We start from the raw sequence: 23,925 nt of genomic DNA, 5'->3' as shown, positions 1-23,925 counted from the left end.
TGCTAGCATGACATGGTCTCTGCTGGGTTGGCTCCGGAGACCGCCACCAGGTGCGCGAGCCCCGCGGTCCGGAAGTCCTGTTCGGTCTCCGCCAGCTGGGCCCGGGTGTCGCCGATCGCCAGGCCCGGGAGCAGCCCGGCGGGCGCCTCGGGGAGCGCGGACCCGGCCGCGGCCCGCAACCCGTCCCGCAACGAGCCGGCCGCGGTCTGCCACCACGGCGGTGGCCCCACCTCCTGCGGCGCCCCGCGCACGCGCAGCACGGCCGTCGTGAGGTCGGGACGCTGCGCCGGGGCCAGCAACCCGGCCGCGGAGAGCTCCTGGCCGGGCAGGAGCCCCGTCCAGGTGTCGGCGGGCGCCAGCAGCAGGATCTTCCCGCCGGTCCGGTACCGGGTGTCCCCCGCGGTGGCGGTGACGAGCGCGGCGGGGACCAGTGCGGTCGCCCGGGCGGCACCGGACTCGTCACCGCCGCCGGCGGTGCGCAGCACCCGCGGGTCGTCGGTGAGCACGACCCGCACCTCGGCCGCGGCGCCCCGCTCGGCCGGGGCACGCAACGGGTGGGCGGCGAGCGCGGACGCGTGCGCGGTCACCAGCACGGCCGCCACCACCGCGCACCCACCGGCCGCCAGGACCGTCGAGGAGGGAGCCGCCGCGCGGGCGCTGATCCGGGCCCGCAACAGCGCCACCGGGACCGCGGTCGCGGCGAGCAGCGCGGCCGCGATGCCCCCGGCCGGGCCGCCGAGCAGCCCGCACAGCACCGCGGCCCAGGTCGCGAGCGCCGCCGGTACCAGGCGCAGGTCCGGCGGGGCGGGCCGCTCGCCGGTGTCGCCGGCCCGGGAGCGCATCTCAGACCGTCACCAATGCCTGCAGGGTCGCGAACCGCCGCTCGCCGATGCCGTCGACCTCGCGCAGCTGCTCGACACGGCTGAACCGACCGTTCGCCGTGCGCCAGTCGATGATCTTCGTGGCGGTGACCGGGCCGACCCCGGGCAGTGCGTCGAGGTCCGCCGCGGTCGCCCGGTTCAGATCGACCTTCGCCCCGGCCGCGGTGTTCCCGGCCGCGGTGCCGCCGGCCCCCGGAGTGCCGGCCCCCGCCCCGCCCGGCGCCGCGCTCCCCGGTGCGCTCCCCGGCTCGGCGCCGGAGGCCGGTTCCCCGCCCGGGGCGGGCGCCCCCGGTGCGGCGTCCGGGGCCGGCGGGACGCCGACCGCGATCTGCTCGCCGTCGCCGACCCGGCGCGCCAGGTTGAGCACGGCGAGGTCGACCCCCGGCATCGCTCCCCCGGCGGCGTCGACCGCGTCGGCGACGCGCGCCCCGTCCGGGATCCGGACCAGCCCGGGCCGCGCCACCTTGCCGACGACGCTCACCACGAGCGGCCCCCCGGTCGCCGGGCCCGCGGCCACCGGGTCGTCCGGCGCCGGACCGCCGGGCGCGGCCGCGTCCGGCGCGGGGGTCACGGCGACCGGCGGCAGCCCGCCGACCGGCTCCGCGGTCGGCCGGTTCGACCACACCCCGACACCGGCGACGACCGCGCCGACCAGCACGACCACGATCAGGACCAGCGCACCCGGCCGGCCCGGGTCCACCCGGGCGCCGGCCAGCGAGGGCGGCAGCCACCGCAGCGCGACCCGGCGCGCCCAGGACGGGCGGCCACGGTGCGGGGCGGACCCGCCGGGCTCCGGGCTCCCGCGGCCCTCCTGCTCGGCGAGACGGGCGAGGGGGTGCCGCAGATCGTCGACCGGCCCGTCGGGGTCCGGCCACGCTCCGACGGGACCGTCACCGCCCGGCGGCGGGCCGAGGGCCAACGGCACCGTCGGCGGATCCGCCGGGTTCCGGGGCTCCGGCCGCGGACCCCACGGACCCGGCGGACGCCCTGCCACCGGCAGGGGCCCTGGCCCCGGCAGCCCCGCTGGACCCCCGGCACGCGGGTGCCCGTTCAACCCGGCGAGCCGCCGGGCCGCGTCACGGGTGCCGTCCGTCCTGGTCACACGCTCGACGCTAGGAGCGGACGGGCCCGCTGCCCCCGCGATCCGCGCACCTGTGGACGGTCCGGCCGATTGGGGACGACCGGGCCCACACGGGCCCAGGACGCCCCGAGGTGTCGGCGGTATCTGGTACCGGCGTCCGCTACGTCCCGGCGGGAACGACCACCACGCCGACCAGACCCGGCCCGACGTGCGCCCCGATCACCGCACCGACCTCCGAGACGTGCAGCTCGGCGGCGTCGGGAAGCTGCTCGCGCAACCGGTCGGCGATGTCCTCGGCACGCTCCTCGGCGCCCAGGTGGTGCACGGCCAGCCGGGCGCCCGGCCCGCCCGCCTCGGCGACCGCGAGCGCGACCAGCCGCTCGGTGGCCCGCGTGGTCGTCCGCACCTTCTCCAGCGGCGCGATCCGCCCCTCGGACAGGTGCAGCAACGGCTTGATCGCCAGCACCCCGCCGAGCAGCGCGGACGCCGCCCCGATCCGCCCGCCGCGACGCAGCCGTTCCAGGTCCTGGACCCCGAACAGCACCCGGCAGCGGGCCGCCACCGCTCCCGCCGCAGCCGCCACCGCGACACCGCGGGCACCGGATGCGGCGGCGTCGCACGCGGCGAGCACCGCGAACCCGAGCCCCATCGCGATCGCCCGGGAGTCGACGACCCGGATGCGTTCCGGATCGACCTCCTGCGCCGCGGCCCGGGCCGCGTCCCAGGTGCCGGAGAGCTCCCGGGACAGGTGCACCGAGACGATCTCCTCGGCGCCGTCGTCGAGCAGCTCCCGGAACATCCGGGCGAACGACGCCGGCGCCGGCCGGGAGGTCTGCACCAGCAGGTCGCGGTCGGCGAGCGCGGTGATCAGCTCCGCCGGGGTGACGTCGATGCCGTCCTGCGCGGTGCGCTCCCCCAGCCGGACCTCCAGCGGGACGACGTGCACACCGTGCCGCTCCGCCGCGCCGGGCGGGAGGTAGGCGGTGGAGTCGGTGACCACGGCGACCGGCGAGCTGGGCACGGCGGGACCCTACCGGGCCCCGGGCGACCGGAAGAGCGGCGCCAGCGCCTGCTGGGCGGCGCGGTAGCGCCCGTGCGCGTCGTCGAGCCCGGCGCGCACCCGCGGGTCGGGCACGAACTCGCGCTCCACCCGCACCATCCGTGCCACCAGCTCCCCGACCGACGCCCCGGCGCCGACCGCGAGCCCCGCGAGCAGCGCGGCGCCGAGCACGCCCGCGTCGCGCTCCGCGGTGCGACGCAGCGGCCGCCCCAGCACGTCGGCCTTCACCTGGCACCACAGGTCGCTGTTCGCGCCGCCACCGCACACGGCGAGCGCGCTCGCCCGCCGGCCCGCCGCCTCCTCCACCGGCCCGAGGACGTGCCGGGCGGCGTGCGCGACCCCCTCCAGCACCGCCCGGGCCAGCTCGGCGCGGCCGGTGCCGAACGTCGTGCCCAGCCAGTGCCCGCGCAGCTGCGGGTCCCACAGCGGCGCCCGCTCCCCCGCCAGCTGCGGCAGGAACAGCACGCCCCCGGCACCGGGGGCGGCCGTCGCGGCGAGCTCGAGCAGCTCGGGCACGGTGCCGCCGAGCGCGGCGGCCGCCCAGGTCAGCGCGTCGCCACCGGCCTGGGTGGGACCGGCGTGCACGTGCAGGCCGCGCCAGGGCGGGAAGGCGACGACGCCCGGCGCGCCGCCGCCGGGTTCGGCGGCCATCGCGAGCACCTCGGAGGTCCCGGCGACGTCGATGGCGTCCCCGGGCGCGGCGACCCCGCCGCCGAGCAGCGCGGACCAGGCGTCCATCGTGCCGACCGCGACCGGCAGCCCGGGCGGGAGACCGCCGGCGCCGGTGGTGTGCCCGGCGACCGTCGCCGGGTCCGCCAGCGGCGGCAGCAGGTCGGACAGCCCGGGGACGAGCAGGTCGAGCCAGTCCGGGTAGGTGCCGTCCGGTCCGACCAGCCCCACCGACGACAGCGGGTCGGCGACCGCCGTGCCGGTCAGCCGGTGCACCAGCCAGTCCTTCGGCGCGAGCAGCCGCTCGGTGCGCGCCCAGACCTGCGGCCGGTGCGCCGCGAGCCAGGCCGCGCGGGCGGCGGGGTGCGAGGCGTCGACCGTGCCCAGGCCGCCGCGGACCCGCGCGCGGTCCTGCGGGGCCAGCCGGTCGGTGAGCGTGGCCGCGACGGCGGCGCACCGGCCGTCCTGCCAGGTGATCGCCGGGTCCAGCGGGGCCCCGGCCGCGTCGGTCACCAGATGGGTGTTGACCTGCGAGCACAGCCCGACACCGGCGAGGTCGTGCAGGGCCCCGGCGGCGCCGAGGTCGGCGAGTACACCGGTGACCCCGTCCCACCAGTCGTCCGCGTGCTGCTCGGCGTGCCCGGGCGCCGGCCGGTGGGTGACGTGCCGGCGGGCCGCCCCGCCCAGGCGGGTGCCGTCCGGGGCGAACACGGCGGCCTTCACCGACGTGGTGCCCAGGTCGATGCCAAGCAGGTTCACGAGCGGACCGGCCGTCGTGCCAGCAGCTCGGCCAGCGCGGCGCCGACGGCCCGGTGTCCCTCCCAGCCCCAGTGCATGCCGTCGGGGTTGCCGTGCCCGCCGAGCACGTGCCCGCCCACGAGCGCGGCCACGTCGAGCACCGAGACCGCGGGAGCCCCGGCCGCCCACTCCCGGATCGCGGCGTCGGTGGCGGCCCGGTGCGGGTGGGCGAGCCCGTAGTCGGCCGCGCGGTGGACCGACGGCAGCAGGGTCACCACCGGGAGCCCGGGGCGCAGCGCGTGGATCCCGGCCCGGCACTGTTCCAGGTAGGACGCGGTGAGCCGGGCGGGCAGGGTGGCCGGGCCGCCGCCCGGGATCCGGGCGAGGGTGCGGGAGAGCACGGGCTGCGCCCGCCGGTACCCGGACCGCACCGCGCGGCGCAGCGGCACCGGGCGCAGCACCGGGATCAGCTCGCGCAGCGCGGTCGGTAGCGGCGAGGGCAGCGAGTCCATCCCGGACACACCGAGCACGACGGCGTCCACCCGGGGCAGCGCGGCCCACACCCGCGGGTCGCCGCTGATCGCCGACCAGGCGTGCCGGGCGGTCCAGCCGGCCCGGGCGACGAGCTCCGCGGTCCCGCCGAGACGGTCGGCCGCGAGGTTGGGCCAGATCCTCGGCTCGTCGGCCGGGTAGGCCCGGTCGGGTCCGTGGAACGCCAGCGAGTCGCCGACGACCAGCAGTTCAGGCACCGATGTTGTACCCGGACAGCCGCCAGCGCGGGTGGTCGTCGCGGCGGGCCACGACGGCCCACTTCGCGTTGCCCATCCCGCCGATGACCGGCCACGCCGACTCGGGCAGGTCGAGCAGCCCGCACACCATCCCGGCGATCATCCCGCCGTGCGCGACGAGCAGCACCGACCGCTCCTCGGGGTCGTCGGCGTAGGAGGCGTCGAGCTCGGCCACGACCGGCAGGGACCGGTTGACGACGTCCACCCGGGACTCACCACCGGGTGGCGCCCACCATGGATCGGAGCGCCACGCGCCGATCGCACCGGGCTGTTCGGACTCGATCTCGGACACGGTGCGGCCCTGCCAGTCCCCCAGGTGCGTCTCGCGCAGCCGCTTGTCCACCGACAACGGCAGCGCGCACGCCTCGGCGACGGCCAGCGCGGTGTCGTACGCGCGGGTCAGGTCCGAGCTGATGATCCGGTCGAACCCGACGGCGGCCAGCAGCGGCACGACCGCGGCCGCCTGCGCACGGCCCTCGGCGGCGAGCATGGTGTCCAGGTGGCCCTGCATGCGGCCGCCCGCGTTGTACTCGGTCCGGCCGTGCCGCAGCAGGGTGACCCGGCGCAGCGTCATTGATCGTCCCCGGCAGGCGGCTGCGCCTGCGGCACCTCGACCGCCGGGCAGTCCTTCCACAGCCGGTCCAGGCCGTAGAAGCCGCGCTGCTCGGTGTGCATCACGTGCACCACGACGTCGGTGAAGTCCAGCAGCACCCAGCCGTTGTCGGCGTCGCCCTCGCGCCGGGTCGGCTTGCTGCCGCGCTCGCGCAGCCGCTCCTCGACCTCGTCCACGATCGCCTGGACCTGCCGCTCGTTCTGCGCGGAGGCCAGCATGAAGCAGTCGGTGATCACCAGCTGGTCGGACACGTCGAGGGCGACGATGTCGACGGCCTTCTTCTCCGCCGCGGCGGCCGCCGCCACCTTCGTCAGCTCGATGGCCTCGGGTGATGCCGTCACTGCGCCTCACGTCTCCCGGGTTCGTCTCCCTCGGACTCCGATGGGTGTCGTCCGAGCGGGACCCAGTGTGTCAGCCGTACCACCCGGGGGCCCTCGGCGGGCTCCGCGCAGGGTTGGTGATCAGCGTCGCGCGGGATAGGTTCACCGCCACGCCTGCCCGTCGACGGACGTCCCGAGCGCCGAGGAGACCCCATGACCCTGGCCCCCGACCTCGCGGGCACGCAGTCCGAACCGGCCACGTTCGCCTGGGCACGCGACGACGTGCTGCTCTACGCCCTCGCGGTCGGTGCCGGTGGCGAGGACCCGGCGAGCGAGCTGGCGCTGACCACGGAGAACACCGAGGGCGTGCGCACCGCGGTGCTGCCGTCCTTCGCCGAGCTCATCACCCGCCACGCGCAGGTGGACCTCGGCGACATCGACCACGCGCGGGTGGTGCACGCCGAGCAGTCGTTCCGGCTGGCCGCCCCGCTGCCGGTGGAGGGCAGCGCCCGGGTGACCGCGACCGTGACCGAGGTGCTCGACAAGGGCTCCGGCGCGCTGGTGCGCACCGCGGCCGAGGCGGTCGACGCCCGGACCGGCGCCCCGCTGGCGTCGACCGTGCGCACGCTGTTCCTCGGCGGCGAGGGCGGCTTCGGTGGTCCGCGTGGCGCGCAGGCGCCGAGCCCGGTGCCCGACCGGGCGCCCGACCACGAGGTGACCTACCGGACCGGGCCGGCCCAGGCGCTGCTCTACCGGCTGACCGGGGACCGCAACCCGCTGCACTCGGACCCGGCGTTCGCGGCCCGGGGCGGCTTCGACCGGCCGATCCTGCACGGCATGTGCACTTACGGCTACACGGCCCGTGCGCTGGTCGCGACCGTGTGCGACGGCGACGCCGAGCGTCTCGTCGCGATGGACGCCCGTTTCACCCGGCCGGTCCTGCCCGGCCAGGCGCTGACCGTCTCGGTCTGGCGCACCGGCTCCGGGGCGGCCTTCCGGACCGCCGTCGACGGCGAGGTGGTCCTGGACCGCGGGACGGCCGAGCTGGCCGGCTGACGGCGGACCGGAGGGTCACCGACGCCGGAGCACGTAGGCCGTGTAGCCGTACTCCGCGCCGAACTGCTCCCGCACAGTGATCTCGCGACCCACCTCGTCGAGCGCGGCCGGGTCGGCGCCGCCGTCGCGCAGCAGCTCGATCCGGTGGGCCAGCGGCCGGTAGTAGGCGTCCCAGTCCGCGTCCGGCAGCAGGTAGAGGGCCTGCACGGTGAACCCGGCGCGCTGCGCGGCGGCCACGTTCTCCGCGGTGGTGCGCATCGCCGGATAGCCGGCGTCCCAGAACGCGCGGGCCCCGGGCGAGGGATCGGTGGTCGTCCACTCCGCCTCGGTCAGCACGAGCGCCCCGCCCGGGTTCAGCAGGCGCCGCCAGGACACCAGCGCCGCGTCGAACCCCATGATGTAGGCCGCGCCCTCGGACCAGACCAGGTCCGCCGACGCGTCGGGCAGCGGGAGGTCGTCCATCGGCGCGACGAGGGTCCGGACCCGTTCCCCGAGCCCGGACGTCGCCGCGCGGGCCTGCAACCGCCGCAGGTAGGGCTCGTAGAGGTCGACGGCGACGACCTCGCCGCCGGTCGCGCCGGCCAGCGCCAGCGTGGCGGGCCCCGTCCCGCAGCCGATGTCGACGATCCGGGGGGTCTCCGGCAGCGCCCCCGCCAGTCGCAACAGCAGCGCGGTGGTCTCCTCGGAGCCGGGCGCCTCCCGGGGCAGGTCCTCGTGGGCGGCGCGGAAGGTCCGCTCCAGCGGTGTGCTCACGTGCCGGGATGATGCCGCCACCGGGCCCGGTCCGCGACCCGATAGCGCGCGGGCGCCCCGGCGGTCGGCGCAGCGCAGCGCCGGGGCGCCCCGCCGGTCAGTGCTCGTGCACGGTGATCGCCGCGGCCGGGCAGCCGGTCGCCGCGTGCCGCACCACCTGGTGCTGCGCGGCGGGCGGTTCGGCGTCGAGCAGTTCGACGATCGCGTCCTCGTCGCGCTGGTCGAACACGTCCGGGGCGGTGAGCAGGCACTGCCCCGAGCCGACGCACGCGTCCTGGTCGACCTCCACCTTCATCGTCGCCACCTCCGGGTTCACCAGGCGACCGGCAGGCTGCGGACGCCGCCGGTGATGTGGTCGGTACGGATGTCCAGCTCGTCCATCTCCACGGCCATCCGCAGCTGCGGGATCCGGCGGGCCAGCGTCGTGAACACCGCACGCAGCTCGGTGCGGGCGAGGCTGGCGCCGATGCAGAAGTGCGGCCCGTGCCCGAAGCCGACGTGGCCGCGCTCGGTGCGGTCCGGGTCGAAGTCCTCCGCGTCGGAGAACACGGTGTCGTCCCGGTTCGCGGCGTTGATCGAGAGGATCACCGCGTCGCCGCGCTCGATGGTCGCGCCACCGATCTCGACGTCCTCGTGCGCGTAGCGCAGCAGCCCGAGGTCGCCGGGCGCGCCCATGCGCATCATCTCCTCGACCACGGCGTCGATCCGGCCGTCCGGATCGGCGGCCAGCGACTCCCACTGGTCGCGCCGGGTCATCAGGAACAGCGTGCCGAGCCCGATCCGGTTCACGGTGGTCTCGTGCCCGGCGAACAGCAGCCCGACGCAGAGCCGGACCATCTCCTCGTAGCCGAAGTCCTCCTCCTCGGCCTGGGCCCGGACCAGGTCGGTGATCACGTCCTCGCCCGGGTCGGCCCGCTTGGCCTCGGCCAGGCCGGCCATGTAGCGGCCGAACTCGATCCGGGCGTCCTGGGCGTCCTGACCGGAGTAGGTGGCCATCCGGTCGGACAGCGAGCGGAAGTACTCGCCGTCGGCCTCCGGGACGCCCAGCAGCCGGCAGATCACCGCGACCGGCAGCGGGAACGCGAGGTGCGCGTGCAGGTCGACCTGCCCGCCACCGGCGTCGTGCTCGGCCAGCATCTCGTCGACGTAGCCGTCGACGAGCTCCTGCACGTGCCCGGACAGGGCCCGCATCCGCTTGGCGGAGAACGCCGGCGTGAGCAGCCGGCGCATCCGGGCGTGCTCGGCCGCCTCGGAGTCGTACGAGCCGCTCGGACCGTCCTGGATCCCGGCGAGGCTGATCCGCGCCGCCTGCTCGGGCTCCGGGTGCGAGCGGCCGAACCGCTTGTCCCCGAGCAGCTGGCGGACCTCGGCGTACCGCGTCGCGAGCCACGCCGGGTCGCCCGCCGGGGTGGTGACGGGCGCGATCGGCGCCTCGCGCCGGAGCACCTCGTAGAACGGGGCGAGCTCCAGCAGGTTGGGTCGCGTGAACGGCAGCTGGGGGCGCTGCGCGGCAAGGGTCATCGAGTCTCCTCCATCGTGGTGGTGACCCGAGCCTACGATTTGATGGCAGTCTCTGCCAGAAAGATGACCGATTAGGGTGGCCACGTCGCGAACATCCGGATCGGGGAGGGACCGTGGCCGAGCACCGGGAGAGCACCCGTCGCGGCCGCCCGCCGGTGACCGAGCACGACCGGCGGGCCCGACGCCTGGAGATCTCCCGCTGCGCCGTGCAGTTGTTCCGCGAACGCGGCGTGGCCGGCACCTCCGGTGCCGATGTCGCGGCGGCGGCCGGGGTCTCCGAACGCACCCTGTGGCGGCTGTTCCGCACCAAGGAGAGCTGCGTCGAGCCCCTGCTCACCGAGTCGATCGACGGTTTCCGCGAGGTCCTGCGCTCCTGGCCGCAGCACACCGAGCTGACCGACCACCTGCGCAGTGCCTACACCTTCCTGCGCGAGGAGTCCCGCTCCGACACCGAGGCGGTGCTCGCGGTGGTGCGCCTGACCCGGGCCACGCCGTCGTTGCGGGCCGTCTGGCTGGTCCTGCAGGAACAGGCCGAGCCGATCTTCGCCGAGGTGCTGGCCCCGCGGATCGGCCTGTCCCCGGAGTCGACGGAGGTGCGAATGCTGGCCGCCACGGTCAACGCCGCGTTCCGGGTGGTCACCGACGACATCGCGCTGGCGGCGGCCACCGGGGCCACCGCGCAGGTCCTCGACCGGCACCGGGACCGGCTGGCCGAGGTCCTGCACGGCGCCACCCGGTTCCCGGCGTCGCATCCGGGTGGCGACCGGGTCAGCCCGGCGTGATGACGACCTTGAGCGCCTGGTTCGCGGCGGCGTTGGCGAACACGTCGTAGGCCTCGTTCATCTGGTCGAACGTGAACGAGTGGGTACCCATCTTCTCCGCCGGGATCCGGCCGCTCGCCACCATCTTCAGCAGCGTCGGGATCGACACGGTGTCGACCAGGCCCATCGTGAGCGTCACGTTCGAGATCCACATGTCCTGCATGGGCAGCTCGACCGGGGTGCCGTGCACCCCGACGTTCGCGATCGTCCCGCCGGGCCGGACCAGTGACGCCGCGGTCAGCAGGGTCTCCGGGTAGCCGACCGCCTCGATCGCGACGTCGACGCCCAGGCCGTCGGTCAGCGCCGTGACGTCGCCGACGGTCCCCGGCCCGACCTCGACCGCGTCGGTCGCGCCGAACTCGAGTGCTTTCTCCAGCCGGAACTTGTTCGAGTCGATCGCGATCACCTTCGAGGCACCCCACAGGCCGGTGGTCAGCACCGCGGAGAGCCCGACCGCGCCGGCCCCGACGACGGCGACGGTGTTGCCCGGCCGCACCCGGCCGGCGAGCACCCCCACCTCGTAGCCGGTCGGCAGCGAGTCGGCCAGGAAGATCGCCTGCTCGTCGCTCACCCCCTCGGGGACCTCGTAGAGCGAGGTGTCGGCGTAGGGCACGCGGACGTACTCGGCCTGGGTGCCGTCGATGAGGTGGCCGAAGATCCACCCGATCCCGCCGACGGTCTGGCAGTGCGAGGGCATCCCGCGCTGGCAGTACTCGCAGCGCCCGCACTTGGTGACCGCCGGGACGAGCACCCGGTCGCCGACCGAGAAGCCGCGGACGGCGTCGCCGACGGCGGTGATCGTCCCGACCGCCTCGTGGCCGAGGATGCGGCCGTCGGTGACGGCGGGGACGTCGCCCTGCAGGATGTGCAGGTCGGTGCCGCAGATCGTGGTGGTCTCGACCTTGACGACGACGTCGGTCGGGTCCTGGATCGTGGCGTCCGGGACGTCCTCCCAGGACTTGCTGTCCGGGCCGTGGTAGACGAGGGCCTTCATCTGCTGCCTCCGCTGGGTCGCAGGATCGTGGGGTCGCGCCGCACCGACGGTAGTGACCCGGGACACAGTCGGGTGTAGCGATATGGGACGACCTCGACGGCGGCCACACCGGCCCGCGGCGCGGGTGTCCCGCGTGCGGGACACCTCAGCCGATGTAGCTGATCCCGAACGCGTCGATCTTGCGGTAGAGCGACGACCGGGCGATGCCGAGCATCTCGGCGGCCTTGTACCGGTTCCCGCGCGACTCGTAGAGAGCCTGGATGATCGCGTCGCACTGGGCGGTCTCGAGCATCGACATCCGCGGCGCCCGCGCCGCGAAGCACGACGCCGGCAGGTCCGGCGCCTGGATCACCCCGACCGGTTTGCGGGCGACGACGTAGCGCAGCACGTCGGCGAGCTCGCGGACGTTGCCCGGCCAGGCGTAGCCCTCCATCACGCGTACGACCTGCAACGACAGCCGCAGCGACCGGCCGCCGGAGAGCGAGTGCAGGATCGACAGCGCGATCTCCCCGAGCTCGTCGGCGCGGTAGCGCAGCGCCGGGACCCGCACGGTCTCGTGGAAGTGCCGCAGCAGCAGCCCGTACGGGCGGGTCGCGTCGATCGAGACCGAGTCGACGCACCCGGCGACGGTCGGCCCGCCGGGCAGCGCGACCAGGGTGCGCAGCGACTCGTCGAGCCGGCGGGCCGCGACCGGCCCGAGCAGGTTCATCTGGTGCAGCACCACCAGGTAGGGCCGGTCGCTGAGCTCGCGGCGGACCCGGGCGAGCGGGTCGGGGCCGTCGGCCCCGAGCGCCGCGCAGTCCACGACCCGGATCCGCCCGTCCGGGTGCGCCCGGCGGAACTGTTCGACGGCCAGAGTCCGCTTCCCGACCCCGGTCTCGCCGAGGAGCAGCTGGTTGCGGCCCTGCCCGACGGCCGCGGCGACCTCCTGACGTGCCCGCAGGTAGGGGCTGAGCAGCTCGCGGTTGGCACGGCGGCGGGCCTCGACGTGCGAGCCGGACGCACGGGTGCGCAGGTCGGCGGCGTAGTCGCGGCGCGCGGTCGGAGCGACGTGCGAGCCCTGCCTGCGGACCGCTTCCGGCACCGTGGCCACCCGCGACTCGGCGAGCGGACCACCGGCGACGACGCACCCGCCACCGGGGACCGGCTCCACCGTCACCTCCGCACAGCGGCCGGACAGCAGGTCGACGTGCCGGCTCGCGGGTTCGGCGAGCACCGCCCCGGCGAGGACGAGGTCACCGAGCACCCGCTGGTCCGCGGTGGGCAGCCGGCGCACCCCGGGCGAGGTCAGCAGGAACGCCCCGTCGGTGGCCAGCACCCAGGCGTGCCCCTCCGCCTCGGCGGCGGCGTAGCCCTCGTGGACGGCGCGGGCGCGGCGGTGCCCGCGGTCGCGGACCAGCGCGCCGACGTCGGCGGCGAGCCGGCGGGCGAGGGCGAGACCCAGCGCCCCGGAGCCGGAACCGCCGTGCTCCCAGACGACGACGGCGTCCGGCGGGCCGCCGTCGTCCCGCGGGACGACGGCGGCGGCCTCGCCCAGCCACACCAGGTCGGGGTGCAGGTGCTCGGGACCGTCGACCCGGGCCGCGCCGTCCAGGTGCGCGGCGAGCGCGGCGGCGGTGGTCCCGACGTCGTCCTCGCCGTGCCGGAACCCGGGCGTCAGCCGGACGGCGTCGAGCAGCTCGGCCAGGCCGTCGTCGCCGTCGTGGCGGACCCGCACGACGCCGTCGTACCCGACCAGCGCCAGCGCGCACGGCAGGTGCGGGGTGAGCCGGAAGAAGCCGGCGAACACCTCGTCGGCCTCGGCGACCGCCGAACCGGCGGGCTCGTGGCCGACGAAGACCGGCTCACCGGCGCGCGACCGCTCCCAGGACGCGAGGACCTCGGGGCGGAGCGCGCCCGGTGCCGGGTCGAGCCGGCCGTACCTCAGGAACCGGCGGCGGGCCGACTCGACCCGGACGACGTCCATCCCGGTCAGGCGTCGGCGTCGAGCAGTTCCTGCAGGTACTGGTCGACCTGGCCGATGTAGGTCGGGGCGACGCCGAACAGCCCGAGGTGGCCGAGCACGTCGTCGATCACCCGGATCGTGGCGTGCGGGGTCAGCTCCGCCTCGTGCTCGTGGTCGCGCACCGGGAAGAACATGTCCTCGTTGATGGGCATGATCCGCGCGAGGGCCTCGTTGCGGCCCAGTGCCTCGGCGAGGTCGCCACCGGCGTTGCGGGCGACGTCGCCGTGCTGCCACTTCCATGCCATGCACAGCAGGTCGTTCGGGTCCATCGCGGTGAAGTACGGCTCCAGGAAGCCCTCCATGAATGCCTCCTTCGAGTCGAACTCCAGTGCCCGCCAGACCTCCTGCTTCCAGAACTCGGTGGAGAAGCCCATCACCGCCCAGAGGCCGGCGTGGCGCTTGAGGCCGTCGACGACGTCGGCGTTCGAGGAGTACTCACCGCCCTTGAAACCCGGGTCGGAGGTGATCGCCTCGACCAGCGCCTTGGTGAACAGGTAGTCGTGCGGGGTGTTCTGCGCGGTGCCGGCGATCGGCGCGGCCCGCTCGACGCGGCCGGGGAAGCGCACCATCCACTCGTAGGTCTGCTGCGCGCCCATCGAACCGCCGACGACGAGCTTGAGCCGCTCGATGCCGAAGTGCTCGCGCAGCAGCTGCTCCTGGGCGCGGACGTCGTCCCCGATCCGGACCCGGGGGAACTTCGACATCGCGATCCCGGCGTTGGCGCCGGACGCGTTGTGCGGGCTCGTGGAGAGCCCGTTGCCGATCTGGTTGACCACGACGATGAAGTACTTCTCGGGGTTCAGCGCCCGGTCCGGTCCGATGTAGACGTCCCGGAAGATCTGGTGGGTGCCCGAGTACCAGGTCGTCACGAGGATGGCGTTGGTGCGGGCCTCGTTCAGGGTCCCGAAGGTGGCGACGGCGAGCTGGAGGTCCGGGATGACCCCGCCCTCCTCGAGCGCGAACTCCCCGAGGCCGATGAGCTCGTAGTCGCCGTGGAACTCGTGCGTGTAGTAGGGGTTCTCGATCGCCATTGATCCTCGTTCCTCGTCCGACGCGGGAGCCTGCACCGCGACTCTCCCCGCTTGTGACGCGGGGCACAAGGATCAACGACGGGGACCGACCGAACCGGTCAGCTCCAGAGCACCACGAGCACGAGCATCGCCACCACGACCAGCACGCCCAGCACCACCAGCGCCAGCCACGCCCCACCCGCCGCGGGCACCGTCGCCTCCGCCGGCGGCGGCGCCACCGGCTCGGCCCCGTGGCGGTCGGCCCCGTGGCGGTCGGCACTGTGGCGGTCGGCCCTCTGGCGGTCGACACCGTGGCGGGGCGGGCTCGCGCGACGCAGCTGCTCGACCTCGGCGCGGCCGAGGATCGGGGCGGTGAGATCGTCCGCATCCACGTTCATGCATGGTTCAACGCGCGAGGGGATCGCAAGCCACTGTGGTCCAGCCGCTCGTGTTCCGCGTGCACGACCGACGTCGCCGATCGTGTCAGCACTGGCCGGTTCGAGTGACGAGCGGAGGTCACAGCGACGACTGTCGGTCACGGACCGTAGTGGCGCAGCCGTCCGGAGCTCCACCGGCCGGCGAGCCGCACGAGCACCCACCCGGCCGCACCGACCACGACCCCGACCGCGACGCCGGTCAGCAGGCTGCTCCCAAACGCGAACGTCCGCAGCAGCAGCGACTCGACCGTCGGGGACACCGCACCCGCGAGGTTCCCGCCGAGCCGCGGCGGGGTGTCGAACGCCCACGGCCAGAGCAGCTGGTGGGCGACGCCGACCAGCACGCCGTAGGTGGACCCGATCGCGAGCAGCGTGGTGAACGGCCGCACGATTTCCGGCCGCACGAGGTGCAGCGACACGACAACACCCAGCCACACGAGGATCGGGACGAACACCAGCAGCGTGTTGGTCACGCCGCCGACCGGCCCGAGGTCGTGCGCCACCACGCGGGGCACCCCGAGCGCCGCGAGCCCGAGGACCGCCCACGGCGACAGCCCGAGCCGGGCGCTCACACCGGCTCCCGGACCGGGGCCGGCGCGCCGGTCCGCTCGAGCAGCCGCAGCAGCGCGGCGAACGCCAGCACGGCGGTGACCGCGCACAGCCCCAGCCGCAGCCAGTGCCCGGTCTCGAACTCCCACGCGACCCGCGCCAGCTCGCCCGCCGGGTGCACCGCGGCCCCCTCGGTGAACAGCACCTGGTTCCGCGGCCAGAAGTACCACGCGGAGAACCCGAACTCGCCGACGAGGTTGACCCCGACCGCGGCCAGCACCCGCAGCCGCACCGCGGGCCAGGGCCACACCAGGCCGGCGGTCACCGCGCCGGTCACGAGCGTGGCGGCCCCCAGGACCGGGAACACGTCGCCCGGGCCGACCTCGGAGAAGAACTCCGAGCCGCGCGCCAGCGACGCCGGGACGTCGCCGAAGATGTTCGGATACACCAGCCAGGTCTCCACCAGCACCCCGCTGAACGTCGTGATCGCGAGCCACGCGAACACGATCGACGCGAGCCGGGCCGGCCCCGGTCGTCCACCGCGCACGGTCATCCCCTCCCCCTGCGGTCCGGCCGTCTCCCGGCCGTACCGGCGACGCTAGGAGCACGGTGGGGCGCACCGAATCCGTCGCTGCGCGCGAGCGGGGTACGCACCTCGACGTAGCGGACCCGCACCCGGCTCTCGGGGGTTCCACGTCGCTGCGGTTCGGGGTCGGCCTACCGGCCGATCTCGAGCCCGCGCAGCACGATGTCCAGGCCCTGCCGGAACTCCTGCTCGGACCCGACCGATCCGGCGTCCCGGGCGGTCCGGGTGAGGATCGGGAACTCGTCGGACGGCAGGGCGGCCAGCGCCGCGGTCCCCGCCCCTTCGAGCGGCCCGAGCCGCTCGACCTGCAGCGCGCCGAAGACGTAGCTCAGGAACGCCCGGAAGGCGACGACCCGGCGGGTCCCGGTGAACCCCGCCTCGGTGAGGACGGTCAACACCGACTCCCCCCAGCGCACCGAGCTCGGTGCGCGATGACGATGGGTGAGCAGCAACGGCACGACCCCGGGATGACCGGACACGGCCACGCGGACCCGATCGGCGAGCGCACTCAGCCGATGGTGGGCCGAGCCCGGCGGCGGTGCCCCGTCGCCGCCCTGCAGGACCAGGTCGACCACCAGCGCCTCGACCTCGCCGCGATCGTCGACGTACCGGTACAGCGACATGGTGCCCATGCCGAGCTCGGTCGCCACGGCGCGCATCGAGAGCGCGTCGAGGCCGGACCGGTCGATCACGGCGAGCGCGGCGGTGGCGATCCGGGCGGGGGTCAGTGAGCGGGGGCGGGGCATCGCCTTGACAGCGTACAGCGTGCGCCTATCGTCGTACGAGTACGGCGTACGCCAACGGAGGGAGCCATCATGCACGAGGCCGGCGAGCACACGTTCAGCACCGTCTCCGGGGAACACGTCCGCGTTCCCGACGCCGAGCTCCTGGTGCACCTGCAGTTCCGGCGGTTCGCCGGGTGCCCCGTCTGCAACCTGCACCTGCACTCCGTCGTGCAGCGGCACGACGAGATCACCGCGGCCGGGATCCGCGAGGTGGTGTTCTTCCACTCGCCCGCCGACGAGCTGCGCACCTACGACTTCCCGTTCGCGGTCGTCGCGGATCCGGACAAGCGGCACTACCGGGAGTTCGGTGTCGAGTCGAGCCGGCGGGCGCTGCTGCACCCCCGGACGTGGAGCGCGATCGTGCGCGGCTCCGCGCTCACCCTCGCCGGCACCTACCGGCGCCCCGCCACGACACAGGACGGCGGGCGGCTCGGGCTGCCCGCCGACTTCCTGATCGCACCGGACGGCCGGGTGCTCGCCGCGCGGTACGGCACGCACGCGTCCGACCAGTGGTCGGTCGACGAGCTGCTCGCGCACGCCCGGGCCGGGGCGCACCGGTGATCGACGACGACACCGAGCCGTCGTGATCGGCGGAGGGCTCGAGGTGCAGGACCTCCCGGGAACCGGCTGCGCCGGCGGGAGGTCGCGGAGGCCCGGGCCCTTCTCCGGACCGCGTTGCAGTCCGGCCGACCGCTCGGCCGGGCATCGTCACCGGCGGGTCGCGTGCTCGCGCACGATCCTCCGGTAGGCGAGGTAGGCGGGCTTCGGGGCGTAGTCGGCCCTCAGCAGGCCGAACCCCGCGAAGAGGGAGCCGTCCGCGGCCGCGTCCCGCAGGCTGAAGTGCGTGTACGACGCGACGTGCAGGTCCGGCTGCAGGGCTGCGGTCACCATCGCCTCGACCATCGTGCGCTGGCGTTCCCCGGGCCGGGCCGGCCCGGTCGGCCAGCCGTGTTCGGTGATGTGGATCGGCAGGTGTCCGAGGCCTGCGGGCACGAGCGCGCCGGTGCGGTGCGTCGAGAGCAGCCAGGAGCACACCGCCACGGGGTCGGCGTCCGGCGGCAGCGGCGCGAAGACGTCCGGGAAGGCGTCGAGTCCGATGTAGTCCAGGTGGTCGACCACATCGGCCGGAGCCGAGGCGAGAAGTCGGCGGTAGAAGGCCGGATCACCGAGGAGCTGGGTGGTGTTCGTCCCGACGGGCACGTCCGGGCAGTGGCCGTGGGTCGCGTTCTTCGCGGCCACGATCCCGGCCCCGATCGCGTCGAGGACGCGCGGGAAGGCGCCGTCGAGGACCGCGTTGCCGGTGACGTTGGGCTCCTCCCCGATCTGCACGGCGCCGAGTACCGGTCCGTACTCGGCGATCATCCGCTCCACGAACACGCAGAACCCCGGGACGTCCCCGGACACCGACTGGTACTGCAGGACGAGGTCCAGGCAGGTGTCGCCGCCGAGGTGGCGCCGGGGGGCCCGTGGCTCCTGCGTCGAGAGGTCGTCGCGTTCTCGCCGGTCGGTGTACTGGGCGTAGGCCCGGACGTGGAACGGCGCGCCGCCGTGCAGCTCCGCGAGCGCGCTGCCGGTCGCCGCCGGATCGTCGGGGACCGATCCGATGATCTCGCCGTCCCCGCCGACGGGGCCGCCCGGGTAGATGCCGAAGCGCAACGCTGCCTCCAGGAGTCGTAGGGACCATCTAGGGAGTCTATTTAGACTACTACGATGGACCCCGTGCCCGGTTCGATGCTCGACAATCCCGCGATCACGTCCGTGCTGGGGCTGCTCGTCGAGCGCCCCCTCCATCTCTATGCCCTTTCCCGCGAGCTGCCGCGCCGGCTCGACGCCCACGGCCTGCCGGCCGGGCGCGGGTCGATCCGCAACCTGATCACCCGGCTCCGCGACGTCGAGTGGATCGAGATCGACCCTGCCTCCGGTCCTGCGGACACCACGAGCTACCGGGTGACACCGGCCGGCGCCGACGAGCTCCGGAACCGGGTCCGGCGGCAGCTACGGGACGCGTCCCCCGACCACGACCACTTCGTGCAGGCCGTCGCCTACCTCGGCCTCCTGGAGCCGCAGGAGGCGACGACGCTGCTGCGCGAGCGACGCGACCGGCTGGCCGCCGAGCTCGCGGCGACCACGCGCGACCGGGACCAGGCACTCGCCGACGGGCTGCCGTGGCTCCACCTCGCCGAGGTCGACTACGTCCTGCACCAGACCGCATCGGCGATCACCTGGCTGGACCGCACGATCACCCGGCTCGACGGCTGAGCCCGTGCACCGGGCCGCGACGAGGCGGCTGCGACCGTCCGGACGCCTGCCGACGGTCGGGCAGACTGGCCGGGTGGCAGCGGGGAACCGGGCCACGCCTTTCGTCCACAGTGTTCTCGTCGTCCTCGTCCGGATTGGAAGCCGTCGTGCTCACCGCTCAGCCCGGTCCCGAGCCGGCACCCGTCCACGTCCCGGCTTCGACCTGCCCGCGTCGGGCGCCCTCAGCCCGCAGACCGCGGCGATGATGGCGACACCCACCGATCTGACCGACATCAGCATCCCGGCCGGGTTCACGTTCGACAGCGAGGACGCCTACCGCGACGCGGTCGAGAGGTTCCGCCGCGACGTCGACAGCCGCTACCTCCGCCCGCTGTCCGAGATGATCGTGGAGCAGTGCCCGACGCAGCGGTCCACCCGGACGATCGCCGGCGTGCCGGTGGAGGAGTTCGTCCCCCGGGACGCCGACCCCGACCGCGTGCTCATCAACCTGCACGGCGGCGCCTTCTGCTCCGGCGCCGTCCACGTGTCCCGCATCGAGTCGGCACCGCTGGCTCATCGCGGCGGCTTCCGCATCGTCTCCGTCGACTACCGCCAGGGTCACGAGCACACGTATCCGGCCGCGACCGAGGATGTCGTCGCGGTCTACCGGGACCCGTTGGCGCACTACGCCCCGGGGCAGATCGGCATCTACGGGGGCTCCGCGGGCGGCATGCTGACCGCGCAGGTCACCGCGTGGCTCGTCCGGCACGGGCTTCCCGTCCCGGGCGCCCTCGGCATCTTCGGCGCAGGCACCGGCGGGGCGGGCGACGGGGACTACTTCTCGGCGATCGGCAACGGGAAGACCCCGCCGGACCAGATCATCAGCCGGCTGGCCGACGGCGACGTCGGCTACTTCTCGACCGCGGAACCCGGCGATCCGTGCGTCGATCCGACCCTCGCGCCGGTGGAGTTCCGGACGCAGTTCCCGCCGACGCTGCTGATCACCGGTACCCGCGCCATCGACCTCAGCCCCGCCCTCACCACGCACCGCGCGCTCTGCCGGGCCGGGGTCGACGCGGCGCTGCACGTGTTCGACGGCCTGGGTCACTGCTTCTACTACACCGCCGCCACCCCCGAGGCCCAGGACGCCTACGAGACGATGGTCCGGTTCTTCCGGAAGAACCTCAGCGGAGGGGAATGACCGTCCCGGCGACGTGGGAGTTCCCGTCCGGAGCGCCCGGTCCCGGCTCACCGAGGACGGGTCAGCCGACCTCACCCAGCGACGGCGGCTCGTCCGGATCCGGCGGCGCGGAGCGGCCGTCGACGACGGTCAGCGTGGGCGGGTGTTCGACGAGCTCCACCCGAGCCCACCCACGACGAGGACCGCTGACGACGACATCGTGGACCTCGTAGGCCGCGGCGAGTCGGGGGGCGAGCTCGGCGATGTCGGCGGCGAGCTGACCGGGCCGGAGCCGGACGGTGAAGCTGGTCGGTGGCCCGAGGTCGACGTCCCTGATGTGTGGGAATGCGCGCGGCCCGTCGTCCGGGAGCTCGCGGCGGGTCAGCCCGTAGCCGGCACAGAACTCCCGCCAGATCGCGCGGATCTCGTGCCGGGCCTCGGTGTCGAAGGCGGAGTCCTGGCCGCCGGGCGGACCGGCCCACCGCCACGTGGGCACCCTCAGGAACGGATTGGTTGCAGTGGCCATGACAAGGCTCGATTCGTGTGCACCGGACCGTGCAGACCGGGGCGGACCGGACTCGGAACGCACCGGGCGCCGCCACGTATCCGACATGGTGTCACCCTTCCGTCGGGCCCGGCCTCGTCACGTTTGCTGAACCATGTGCGGCCCTACCCGCGCTCCTCGAGCAGGTACGCCATGAGCAGCGTCGAGCGCAGGGTCCCGTCGCGACGGCGGTAGTGATCGCGCCGCACCCCTTCGACCCGGAACCCGACCCGGGCGTACAGAGCGATGGCGCGGGCGTTGTCCGGCCACACCTCCAACTCGACCTTGTGCGCTTCGTGCGCCCGGGCGTGGTCGAGGACGGCGCCGAGCAACGCGCGGCCTCCGCCGCGTCCGCGCGCCCGCGGCAGCAGCGCCATTCCGATCGCGAGGACCCCGGCCGGGCCGCTCTCGTACGCACCGGCGAGGCCCACCACCCGACCCTCCTCGTCGAGCACCCACATGCCGCCGGCTCCACCGTCCGCGAGCACGTCGCGGAACCGCTGCGCACGGGCCTCGATGTCCACCGGAGGCTCGGCACCGATCGACCCCTCCTCGGCCACGGCTGCGATCACCTGCGCCATCGCCTCGGCATCGTCGTTGCCCGCGGCCCGGACCATCACGGTCGCCAGTATCGATGCACGGGGCATGCCGAGCACAGGAGCTGGACCCGGACCTGGCCGCCCACATCGGCCTCACCCATGACGCGGTGCTCCACGACACCCGGTCGAGGGCCACGCCGGCGGCCGCTTGCCCCGTCGGTCAGCCGCTGTCGCGGCCCGTACCCCGGACCGGAGTGATGGGCGACCGCGCGTCGCCCGCATCGAGCGCTCCGCGCAACGCGGGCCCCGGCCCGGCCCCGGCAGAGGCACCAGCCCGCTCGAGCCACACGGCCCCGACCTCAGCGGCCCGGGCGAGGCGAGACGGTGCAGGCGCCGTCCGTCCGCAGCATCGCGCACGCGTTCGACTCGTATCGATCTCGTCGTTCTGGTACCCCGTTGCGCACGGGATCGCCATCCGGAGGTCCACGAACGGCACGGGAGACGCTGCGCGCTGCTTCCGTGCAGGAGAGCGATGCAGGCTACCGACGCGGTCGGGCGGAGTCGTGAGTCGTACGAGCGCCGTGCGTGGCGCGATGCCTACGACGCGTTCTCGGCGGCCGACCACCAGACACCGCTCGAGGCCGTCGATCTCGACCGGCTCGCGACGGCCGCCTACCTGATCGGCCGCGACGAGGTGGCCGTCACCGACCTCGAGCGCGCCCACCGCGGGTTCCTCGATCGGGGTGAGACCGACCGACGACGGCCACCCGGGTGCTCCGGCACTCGCGGCGGCGGGCGACACCCGGCGCCATCGCCACCCAGCGCAGCGTTCCGGGTGGATCGACCAGCCCGGACACCCGGACGAACGCCCGGCCGAACTCGGCGTCCCGCGCGGCCGCGACCAGGACGCGGTCGATGTAGCGGCCGGCCAGCCGGGTCCCGTATCGACGACGACCCATGGTGGGCGTCGCTGGTCGGACCGGTGTGTACCGGATTTGTACCCGCCGGCCGGAGCGACGCAGGATCGGACGCGTGGGAGAACACAAGCAGCGCATGCTCCGGAACGAGTGGTACCTCGACGAGCACGACCTGGTCGAGGACCGGCGCCGCTGCTGGCGTCTCCTCGACCGGTTCAACACCACCGGTGCCGATGACGACGAGCGCGAGTCCCTCCTCCAGCGGCTCGTCGGACAGCTCGGCGACGGCGCCGTGGTGATGCCCCGCTTCCAGTGCAGCTACGGAACCCACATCACCCTCGGCGACCGCGCCTTCGTCAACCACGACGCCTTGTTCATGGACGACGCCACGATCACCATCGGCGACGACGTCCGGATCGGACCGCGGACACAGCTCCTCACCGCACAGCACCCCGTCGCAGACCACGACCGCCGGCGCGAAGGATGGGAACGTCCCCTGCCCATCAATATCGGGAGCAACACCTGGCTCGGCGCCGGGGTCATCGTCTGCCCCGGCGTGACCATCGGGGCAAACACCGTCATCGGGGCAGGCAGCGTCGTGACGCGCGATGTGCCTGACCGCGTCCTTATCGCAGGGAACCCGGCCCGACTCGTCCGCGAGCTATAGGCGGGCCGCTGCTACCGCCCCATCGCGATCGTCAACGCTCCTACGGGCGCCGTCGGCTGCCATTGACTGCCGTTAGCTGGGTCGACGTCGCCACGTGGTCGTCGACTGAGAACGATGTGGCCCGACAATCACAAGCCCCGGCGTCGGACACAGACGATGCGCAGGACGACGACGAGCACCCCGAACAGCAGGGCAGACTGTCGCTGCATATCGCTGCTGGGGGACGTGCTGACGAACGCCTGCAGCGTTCCTCGGTCCCCCGGCAGACTGCCGAGATGCCGCCCGATCCTCGGCCCGTCGAGTCAGTCATCAACGATCTGATCGACAACCCGGTCCGCACCGAAGACGTCCGAACTCGGGCGCCGTCGGCTCCGGGCCTCTACGCCTGGTGGGCCCCTCCCGCCATCGTGCCTGACCTCGTGGGTGTCCCCCACCCGACCGTGCCGGATCAACGGCTCCTCTACATCGGTCTCGCGACCAAGCTGCGCTCCCGGCTCGCGTCGAACCACCTCCGTCGGACCGGCAGCTCCACCCTCCGACGAACACTCGCAGGCCTCCTACTCGACGAGCAGGGCTACCGGACTCGTTGGACCGATCGCGTTGTCCTCGTCGACGACGACGAAGCTCGGCTCACCGAATGGATGGGCAACAACCTCCGCGTCTCCTGGTGCGAGTACCCGACACCGGGTGAGGTTGAAGGCGACATCATCCGGGCCCTACGCCCGCCCCTCAACCTCGACCATGCCTCGGGCCCCTCTACTCAGGTCGTCAAGACAGCCCGACGCCGCTACCACGACAGTGCCGGGCCTCGTCCCTGAGCTAGAGCGGGACTGTAAGAACATCGGTGTAACTCCGATCAAGGAGTGTGGACCCGATGACAGACCAAGCAGCTGAGCCGGTCGACCTCGACAGCGTGACCGACGAGGAGCAGCTCGTCGATGATGACGGCGCGCAGGCAGGGCTCGACGCGGTCGACGAGCAGTTGATCGCCCAACTCGCCGGCCGCGCCCGCGCGAACGGGCTCGACCTGACCGGCGAGAACGGCCTGCTCGCGCAGCTCACGAAGCGGGTCCTGGAGTCCGCGCTCGAGGGCGAGATCACCGACCATCTCGGCTACCAGGCCCACGATCCGGCCGGACGCAACGGCGGAAACTCCCGCAACGGGCACCGGTC

The 23,925-nt window shown here is 74.3% G+C and carries 29 protein-coding genes; 8 read left to right on the top strand and 21 right to left on the bottom strand.

Annotation, left to right across the window (positions count from 1 at the left end; genetic code table 11):
• Positions 1–2 precede the first annotated feature (2 nt).
• From BM093_RS36245 to rsfS, 7 genes are all read right to left on the bottom strand, one after another.
• Positions 3–842 carry a hypothetical protein gene (locus tag BM093_RS36245; RefSeq protein WP_177238763.1) on the bottom strand — a complete coding sequence of 280 codons (840 nt, stop codon included), beginning with the start codon at positions 840–842 and terminating at the stop codon, positions 3–5.
• A gap of 1 nt (position 843) precedes the next feature.
• The gene (locus BM093_RS28780) at positions 844–1,806 is read right to left on the bottom strand and encodes a ComEA family DNA-binding protein (protein ID WP_245773864.1); all 963 of its coding nucleotides are present in this window, start codon (positions 1,804–1,806) and stop codon (positions 844–846) included.
• 316 nt (positions 1,807–2,122) lie between these two features.
• On the bottom strand, positions 2,123–2,983 hold the full coding sequence (locus BM093_RS28775) for a DegV family protein (protein WP_093353469.1): 861 nt from the start codon (positions 2,981–2,983) through the stop codon (positions 2,123–2,125).
• A gap of 9 nt (positions 2,984–2,992) precedes the next feature.
• Entirely contained in the window at positions 2,993–4,450 is a 1,458-nt protein-coding gene (locus BM093_RS28770; RefSeq protein WP_177238762.1) for a xylulokinase, read from the bottom strand.
• A complete protein-coding gene (gene octT / locus BM093_RS28765) occupies positions 4,447–5,178 on the bottom strand; it encodes a diglucosylglycerate octanoyltransferase (protein ID WP_093353462.1) in 732 nt (243 codons plus the stop codon). The genes BM093_RS28770 and octT overlap by 4 nt, the downstream gene beginning before the upstream one ends.
• A complete protein-coding gene (locus BM093_RS28760) occupies positions 5,171–5,791 on the bottom strand; it encodes a histidine phosphatase family protein (protein ID WP_093353457.1) in 621 nt (206 codons plus the stop codon). The genes octT and BM093_RS28760 overlap by 8 nt, the downstream gene beginning before the upstream one ends.
• A complete protein-coding gene (rsfS, locus tag BM093_RS28755; RefSeq protein ID WP_093353454.1) occupies positions 5,788–6,171 on the bottom strand; it encodes a ribosome silencing factor in 384 nt (127 codons plus the stop codon). The genes BM093_RS28760 and rsfS overlap by 4 nt, the downstream gene beginning before the upstream one ends.
• Positions 6,172–6,363: 192 nt before the next feature.
• On the opposite strand from rsfS, the gene BM093_RS28750 reads away from it, so the two are divergent.
• Entirely contained in the window at positions 6,364–7,206 is an 843-nt protein-coding gene (locus BM093_RS28750; RefSeq protein WP_093353449.1) for a MaoC family dehydratase, read from the top strand.
• Between the two features lie 15 nt (positions 7,207–7,221).
• Here the strand turns inward: BM093_RS28750 and BM093_RS28745 are convergent, their stop codons facing one another.
• The 3 genes from BM093_RS28745 to BM093_RS28735 form a co-directional block, all read right to left on the bottom strand.
• Positions 7,222–7,959, bottom strand: a complete 738-nt coding sequence (locus BM093_RS28745; protein ID WP_093353444.1) for a class I SAM-dependent methyltransferase — start codon at positions 7,957–7,959, stop codon at positions 7,222–7,224.
• Positions 7,960–8,056: 97 nt separating this feature from the next.
• Positions 8,057–8,254 (bottom strand): ferredoxin, encoded by a 198-nt coding sequence (locus BM093_RS28740; protein WP_093353591.1) that lies wholly within the window; start codon positions 8,252–8,254, stop codon positions 8,057–8,059.
• Between the two features lie 17 nt (positions 8,255–8,271).
• Complete coding sequence (locus BM093_RS28735) at positions 8,272–9,480, bottom strand: cytochrome P450 (RefSeq protein ID WP_093353439.1); 1,209 nt, start codon at positions 9,478–9,480, stop codon at positions 8,272–8,274.
• Between the two features lie 113 nt (positions 9,481–9,593).
• Between BM093_RS28735 and BM093_RS28730 the strand changes: the two genes are divergently transcribed.
• Positions 9,594–10,262: a TetR/AcrR family transcriptional regulator gene (locus BM093_RS28730; RefSeq protein ID WP_245773863.1), complete on the top strand. Its 669-nt coding sequence runs from the start codon at positions 9,594–9,596 to the stop codon at positions 10,260–10,262.
• Here the strand turns inward: BM093_RS28730 and BM093_RS28725 are convergent.
• From BM093_RS28725 to BM093_RS28695, 7 genes are all read right to left on the bottom strand, one after another.
• The gene (locus tag BM093_RS28725) at positions 10,249–11,295 is read right to left on the bottom strand and encodes an alcohol dehydrogenase catalytic domain-containing protein (protein WP_093353435.1); all 1,047 of its coding nucleotides are present in this window, start codon (positions 11,293–11,295) and stop codon (positions 10,249–10,251) included. The genes BM093_RS28730 and BM093_RS28725 overlap by 14 nt on opposite strands.
• 145 nt (positions 11,296–11,440) lie before the next feature.
• Positions 11,441–13,261 carry a helix-turn-helix domain-containing protein gene (locus tag BM093_RS28720; protein WP_093353430.1) on the bottom strand — a complete coding sequence of 607 codons (1,821 nt, stop codon included), beginning with the start codon at positions 13,259–13,261 and terminating at the stop codon, positions 11,441–11,443.
• A gap of 5 nt (positions 13,262–13,266) precedes the next feature.
• Positions 13,267–14,331: an alpha/beta fold hydrolase gene (locus BM093_RS28715; protein ID WP_093353425.1), complete on the bottom strand. Its 1,065-nt coding sequence runs from the start codon at positions 14,329–14,331 to the stop codon at positions 13,267–13,269.
• Between the two features lie 98 nt (positions 14,332–14,429).
• Positions 14,430–14,702, bottom strand: a complete 273-nt coding sequence (locus BM093_RS28710; RefSeq protein ID WP_177238761.1) for a hypothetical protein — start codon at positions 14,700–14,702, stop codon at positions 14,430–14,432.
• Positions 14,703–14,845: 143 nt separating this feature from the next.
• Complete coding sequence (locus BM093_RS28705; RefSeq protein WP_093353414.1) at positions 14,846–15,319, bottom strand: hypothetical protein; 474 nt, start codon at positions 15,317–15,319, stop codon at positions 14,846–14,848.
• Complete coding sequence (locus tag BM093_RS28700) at positions 15,316–15,849, bottom strand: hypothetical protein (protein WP_093353409.1); 534 nt, start codon at positions 15,847–15,849, stop codon at positions 15,316–15,318. The genes BM093_RS28705 and BM093_RS28700 overlap by 4 nt, the downstream gene beginning before the upstream one ends.
• Before the next feature lie 164 nt (positions 15,850–16,013).
• On the bottom strand, positions 16,014–16,628 hold the full coding sequence (locus BM093_RS28695) for a TetR/AcrR family transcriptional regulator (protein WP_093353404.1): 615 nt from the start codon (positions 16,626–16,628) through the stop codon (positions 16,014–16,016).
• 69 nt (positions 16,629–16,697) lie between these two features.
• Between BM093_RS28695 and BM093_RS28690 the strand changes: the two genes are divergently transcribed.
• The gene (locus tag BM093_RS28690) at positions 16,698–17,228 is read left to right on the top strand and encodes a peroxiredoxin-like family protein (protein WP_093353399.1); all 531 of its coding nucleotides are present in this window, start codon (positions 16,698–16,700) and stop codon (positions 17,226–17,228) included.
• Positions 17,229–17,375: 147 nt separating this feature from the next.
• On the opposite strand, the gene BM093_RS28685 is transcribed toward BM093_RS28690, so the two are convergent.
• The gene (locus BM093_RS28685) at positions 17,376–18,323 is read right to left on the bottom strand and encodes a hypothetical protein (protein WP_093353395.1); all 948 of its coding nucleotides are present in this window, start codon (positions 18,321–18,323) and stop codon (positions 17,376–17,378) included.
• A 54-nt stretch (positions 18,324–18,377) separates the two neighbouring features.
• Here BM093_RS28685 and BM093_RS28680 point away from each other — a divergent pair, with 54 nt between their 5' ends.
• Both BM093_RS28680 and BM093_RS28675 read left to right on the top strand, forming a co-directional pair.
• The gene (locus BM093_RS28680; protein WP_093353390.1) at positions 18,378–18,926 is read left to right on the top strand and encodes a helix-turn-helix domain-containing protein; all 549 of its coding nucleotides are present in this window, start codon (positions 18,378–18,380) and stop codon (positions 18,924–18,926) included.
• Between the two features lie 241 nt (positions 18,927–19,167).
• Complete coding sequence (locus BM093_RS28675; RefSeq protein WP_093353384.1) at positions 19,168–20,106, top strand: alpha/beta hydrolase; 939 nt, start codon at positions 19,168–19,170, stop codon at positions 20,104–20,106.
• A 61-nt stretch (positions 20,107–20,167) separates the two neighbouring features.
• Here the strand turns inward: BM093_RS28675 and BM093_RS28670 are convergent, their stop codons facing one another.
• From BM093_RS28670 to BM093_RS28660, 3 genes are all read right to left on the bottom strand, one after another.
• A complete protein-coding gene (locus tag BM093_RS28670; RefSeq protein ID WP_143105557.1) occupies positions 20,168–20,611 on the bottom strand; it encodes a hypothetical protein in 444 nt (147 codons plus the stop codon).
• Between the two features lie 143 nt (positions 20,612–20,754).
• Positions 20,755–21,276 carry a GNAT family N-acetyltransferase gene (locus tag BM093_RS28665; RefSeq protein ID WP_143105556.1) on the bottom strand — a complete coding sequence of 174 codons (522 nt, stop codon included), beginning with the start codon at positions 21,274–21,276 and terminating at the stop codon, positions 20,755–20,757.
• Between the two features lie 593 nt (positions 21,277–21,869).
• Entirely contained in the window at positions 21,870–22,127 is a 258-nt protein-coding gene (locus tag BM093_RS28660; protein ID WP_093353369.1) for a hypothetical protein, read from the bottom strand.
• A gap of 73 nt (positions 22,128–22,200) precedes the next feature.
• On the opposite strand from BM093_RS28660, the gene BM093_RS28655 reads away from it, so the two are divergent.
• The 3 genes from BM093_RS28655 to BM093_RS28645 form a co-directional block, all read left to right on the top strand.
• Positions 22,201–22,752, top strand: a complete 552-nt coding sequence (locus BM093_RS28655; protein ID WP_093353365.1) for a sugar O-acetyltransferase — start codon at positions 22,201–22,203, stop codon at positions 22,750–22,752.
• Positions 22,753–22,868: 116 nt separating this feature from the next.
• Positions 22,869–23,570, top strand: a complete 702-nt coding sequence (locus BM093_RS28650; protein ID WP_218162975.1) for a GIY-YIG nuclease family protein — start codon at positions 22,869–22,871, stop codon at positions 23,568–23,570.
• Positions 23,571–23,626: 56 nt separating this feature from the next.
• The coding region (locus BM093_RS28645; protein WP_218162974.1) for a transposase at positions 23,627–23,925 on the top strand (299 nt) is incomplete at its 3' end.

Origin of the sequence: Pseudonocardia ammonioxydans (assembly GCF_900115005.1) — a bacterium.
Lineage (GTDB): Bacteria > Actinomycetota > Actinomycetes > Mycobacteriales > Pseudonocardiaceae > Pseudonocardia > Pseudonocardia ammonioxydans.
This window is presented reverse-complemented; position numbering and strand designations above follow the sequence as displayed.

Excerpts from the sequence above, each read along its gene's own strand:
- BM093_RS28700 (WP_093353409.1), bottom strand. The coding sequence starts at position 15,849 with ATGACCGTGCGCGGTGGACGACCGGGGCCGGCCCGGCTCGCGTCGATC.
- BM093_RS28675 (WP_093353384.1), top strand. The coding sequence starts at position 19,168 with ATGATGGCGACACCCACCGATCTGACCGACATCAGCATCCCGGCCGGG.
- BM093_RS28695 (WP_093353404.1), bottom strand. The coding sequence starts at position 16,628 with ATGCCCCGCCCCCGCTCACTGACCCCCGCCCGGATCGCCACCGCCGCG.
- BM093_RS28740 (WP_093353591.1), bottom strand. The coding sequence starts at position 8,254 with ATGAAGGTGGAGGTCGACCAGGACGCGTGCGTCGGCTCGGGGCAGTGC.
- BM093_RS28760 (WP_093353457.1), bottom strand. The coding sequence starts at position 5,791 with ATGACGCTGCGCCGGGTCACCCTGCTGCGGCACGGCCGGACCGAGTAC.
- BM093_RS28690 (WP_093353399.1), top strand. The coding sequence starts at position 16,698 with ATGCACGAGGCCGGCGAGCACACGTTCAGCACCGTCTCCGGGGAACAC.
- BM093_RS28665 (WP_143105556.1), bottom strand. The coding sequence starts at position 21,276 with ATGCCCCGTGCATCGATACTGGCGACCGTGATGGTCCGGGCCGCGGGC.
- BM093_RS28660 (WP_093353369.1), bottom strand. The coding sequence starts at position 22,127 with ATGGGTCGTCGTCGATACGGGACCCGGCTGGCCGGCCGCTACATCGAC.
- BM093_RS28670 (WP_143105557.1), bottom strand. The coding sequence starts at position 20,611 with ATGGCCACTGCAACCAATCCGTTCCTGAGGGTGCCCACGTGGCGGTGG.
- BM093_RS28680 (WP_093353390.1), top strand. The coding sequence starts at position 18,378 with ATGGACCCCGTGCCCGGTTCGATGCTCGACAATCCCGCGATCACGTCC.
- BM093_RS28715 (WP_093353425.1), bottom strand. The coding sequence starts at position 14,331 with ATGGCGATCGAGAACCCCTACTACACGCACGAGTTCCACGGCGACTAC.
- BM093_RS28720 (WP_093353430.1), bottom strand. The coding sequence starts at position 13,261 with ATGGACGTCGTCCGGGTCGAGTCGGCCCGCCGCCGGTTCCTGAGGTAC.
- BM093_RS36245 (WP_177238763.1), bottom strand. The coding sequence starts at position 842 with ATGCGCTCCCGGGCCGGCGACACCGGCGAGCGGCCCGCCCCGCCGGAC.
- BM093_RS28750 (WP_093353449.1), top strand. The coding sequence starts at position 6,364 with ATGACCCTGGCCCCCGACCTCGCGGGCACGCAGTCCGAACCGGCCACG.
- BM093_RS28725 (WP_093353435.1), bottom strand. The coding sequence starts at position 11,295 with ATGAAGGCCCTCGTCTACCACGGCCCGGACAGCAAGTCCTGGGAGGAC.
- BM093_RS28735 (WP_093353439.1), bottom strand. The coding sequence starts at position 9,480 with ATGACCCTTGCCGCGCAGCGCCCCCAGCTGCCGTTCACGCGACCCAAC.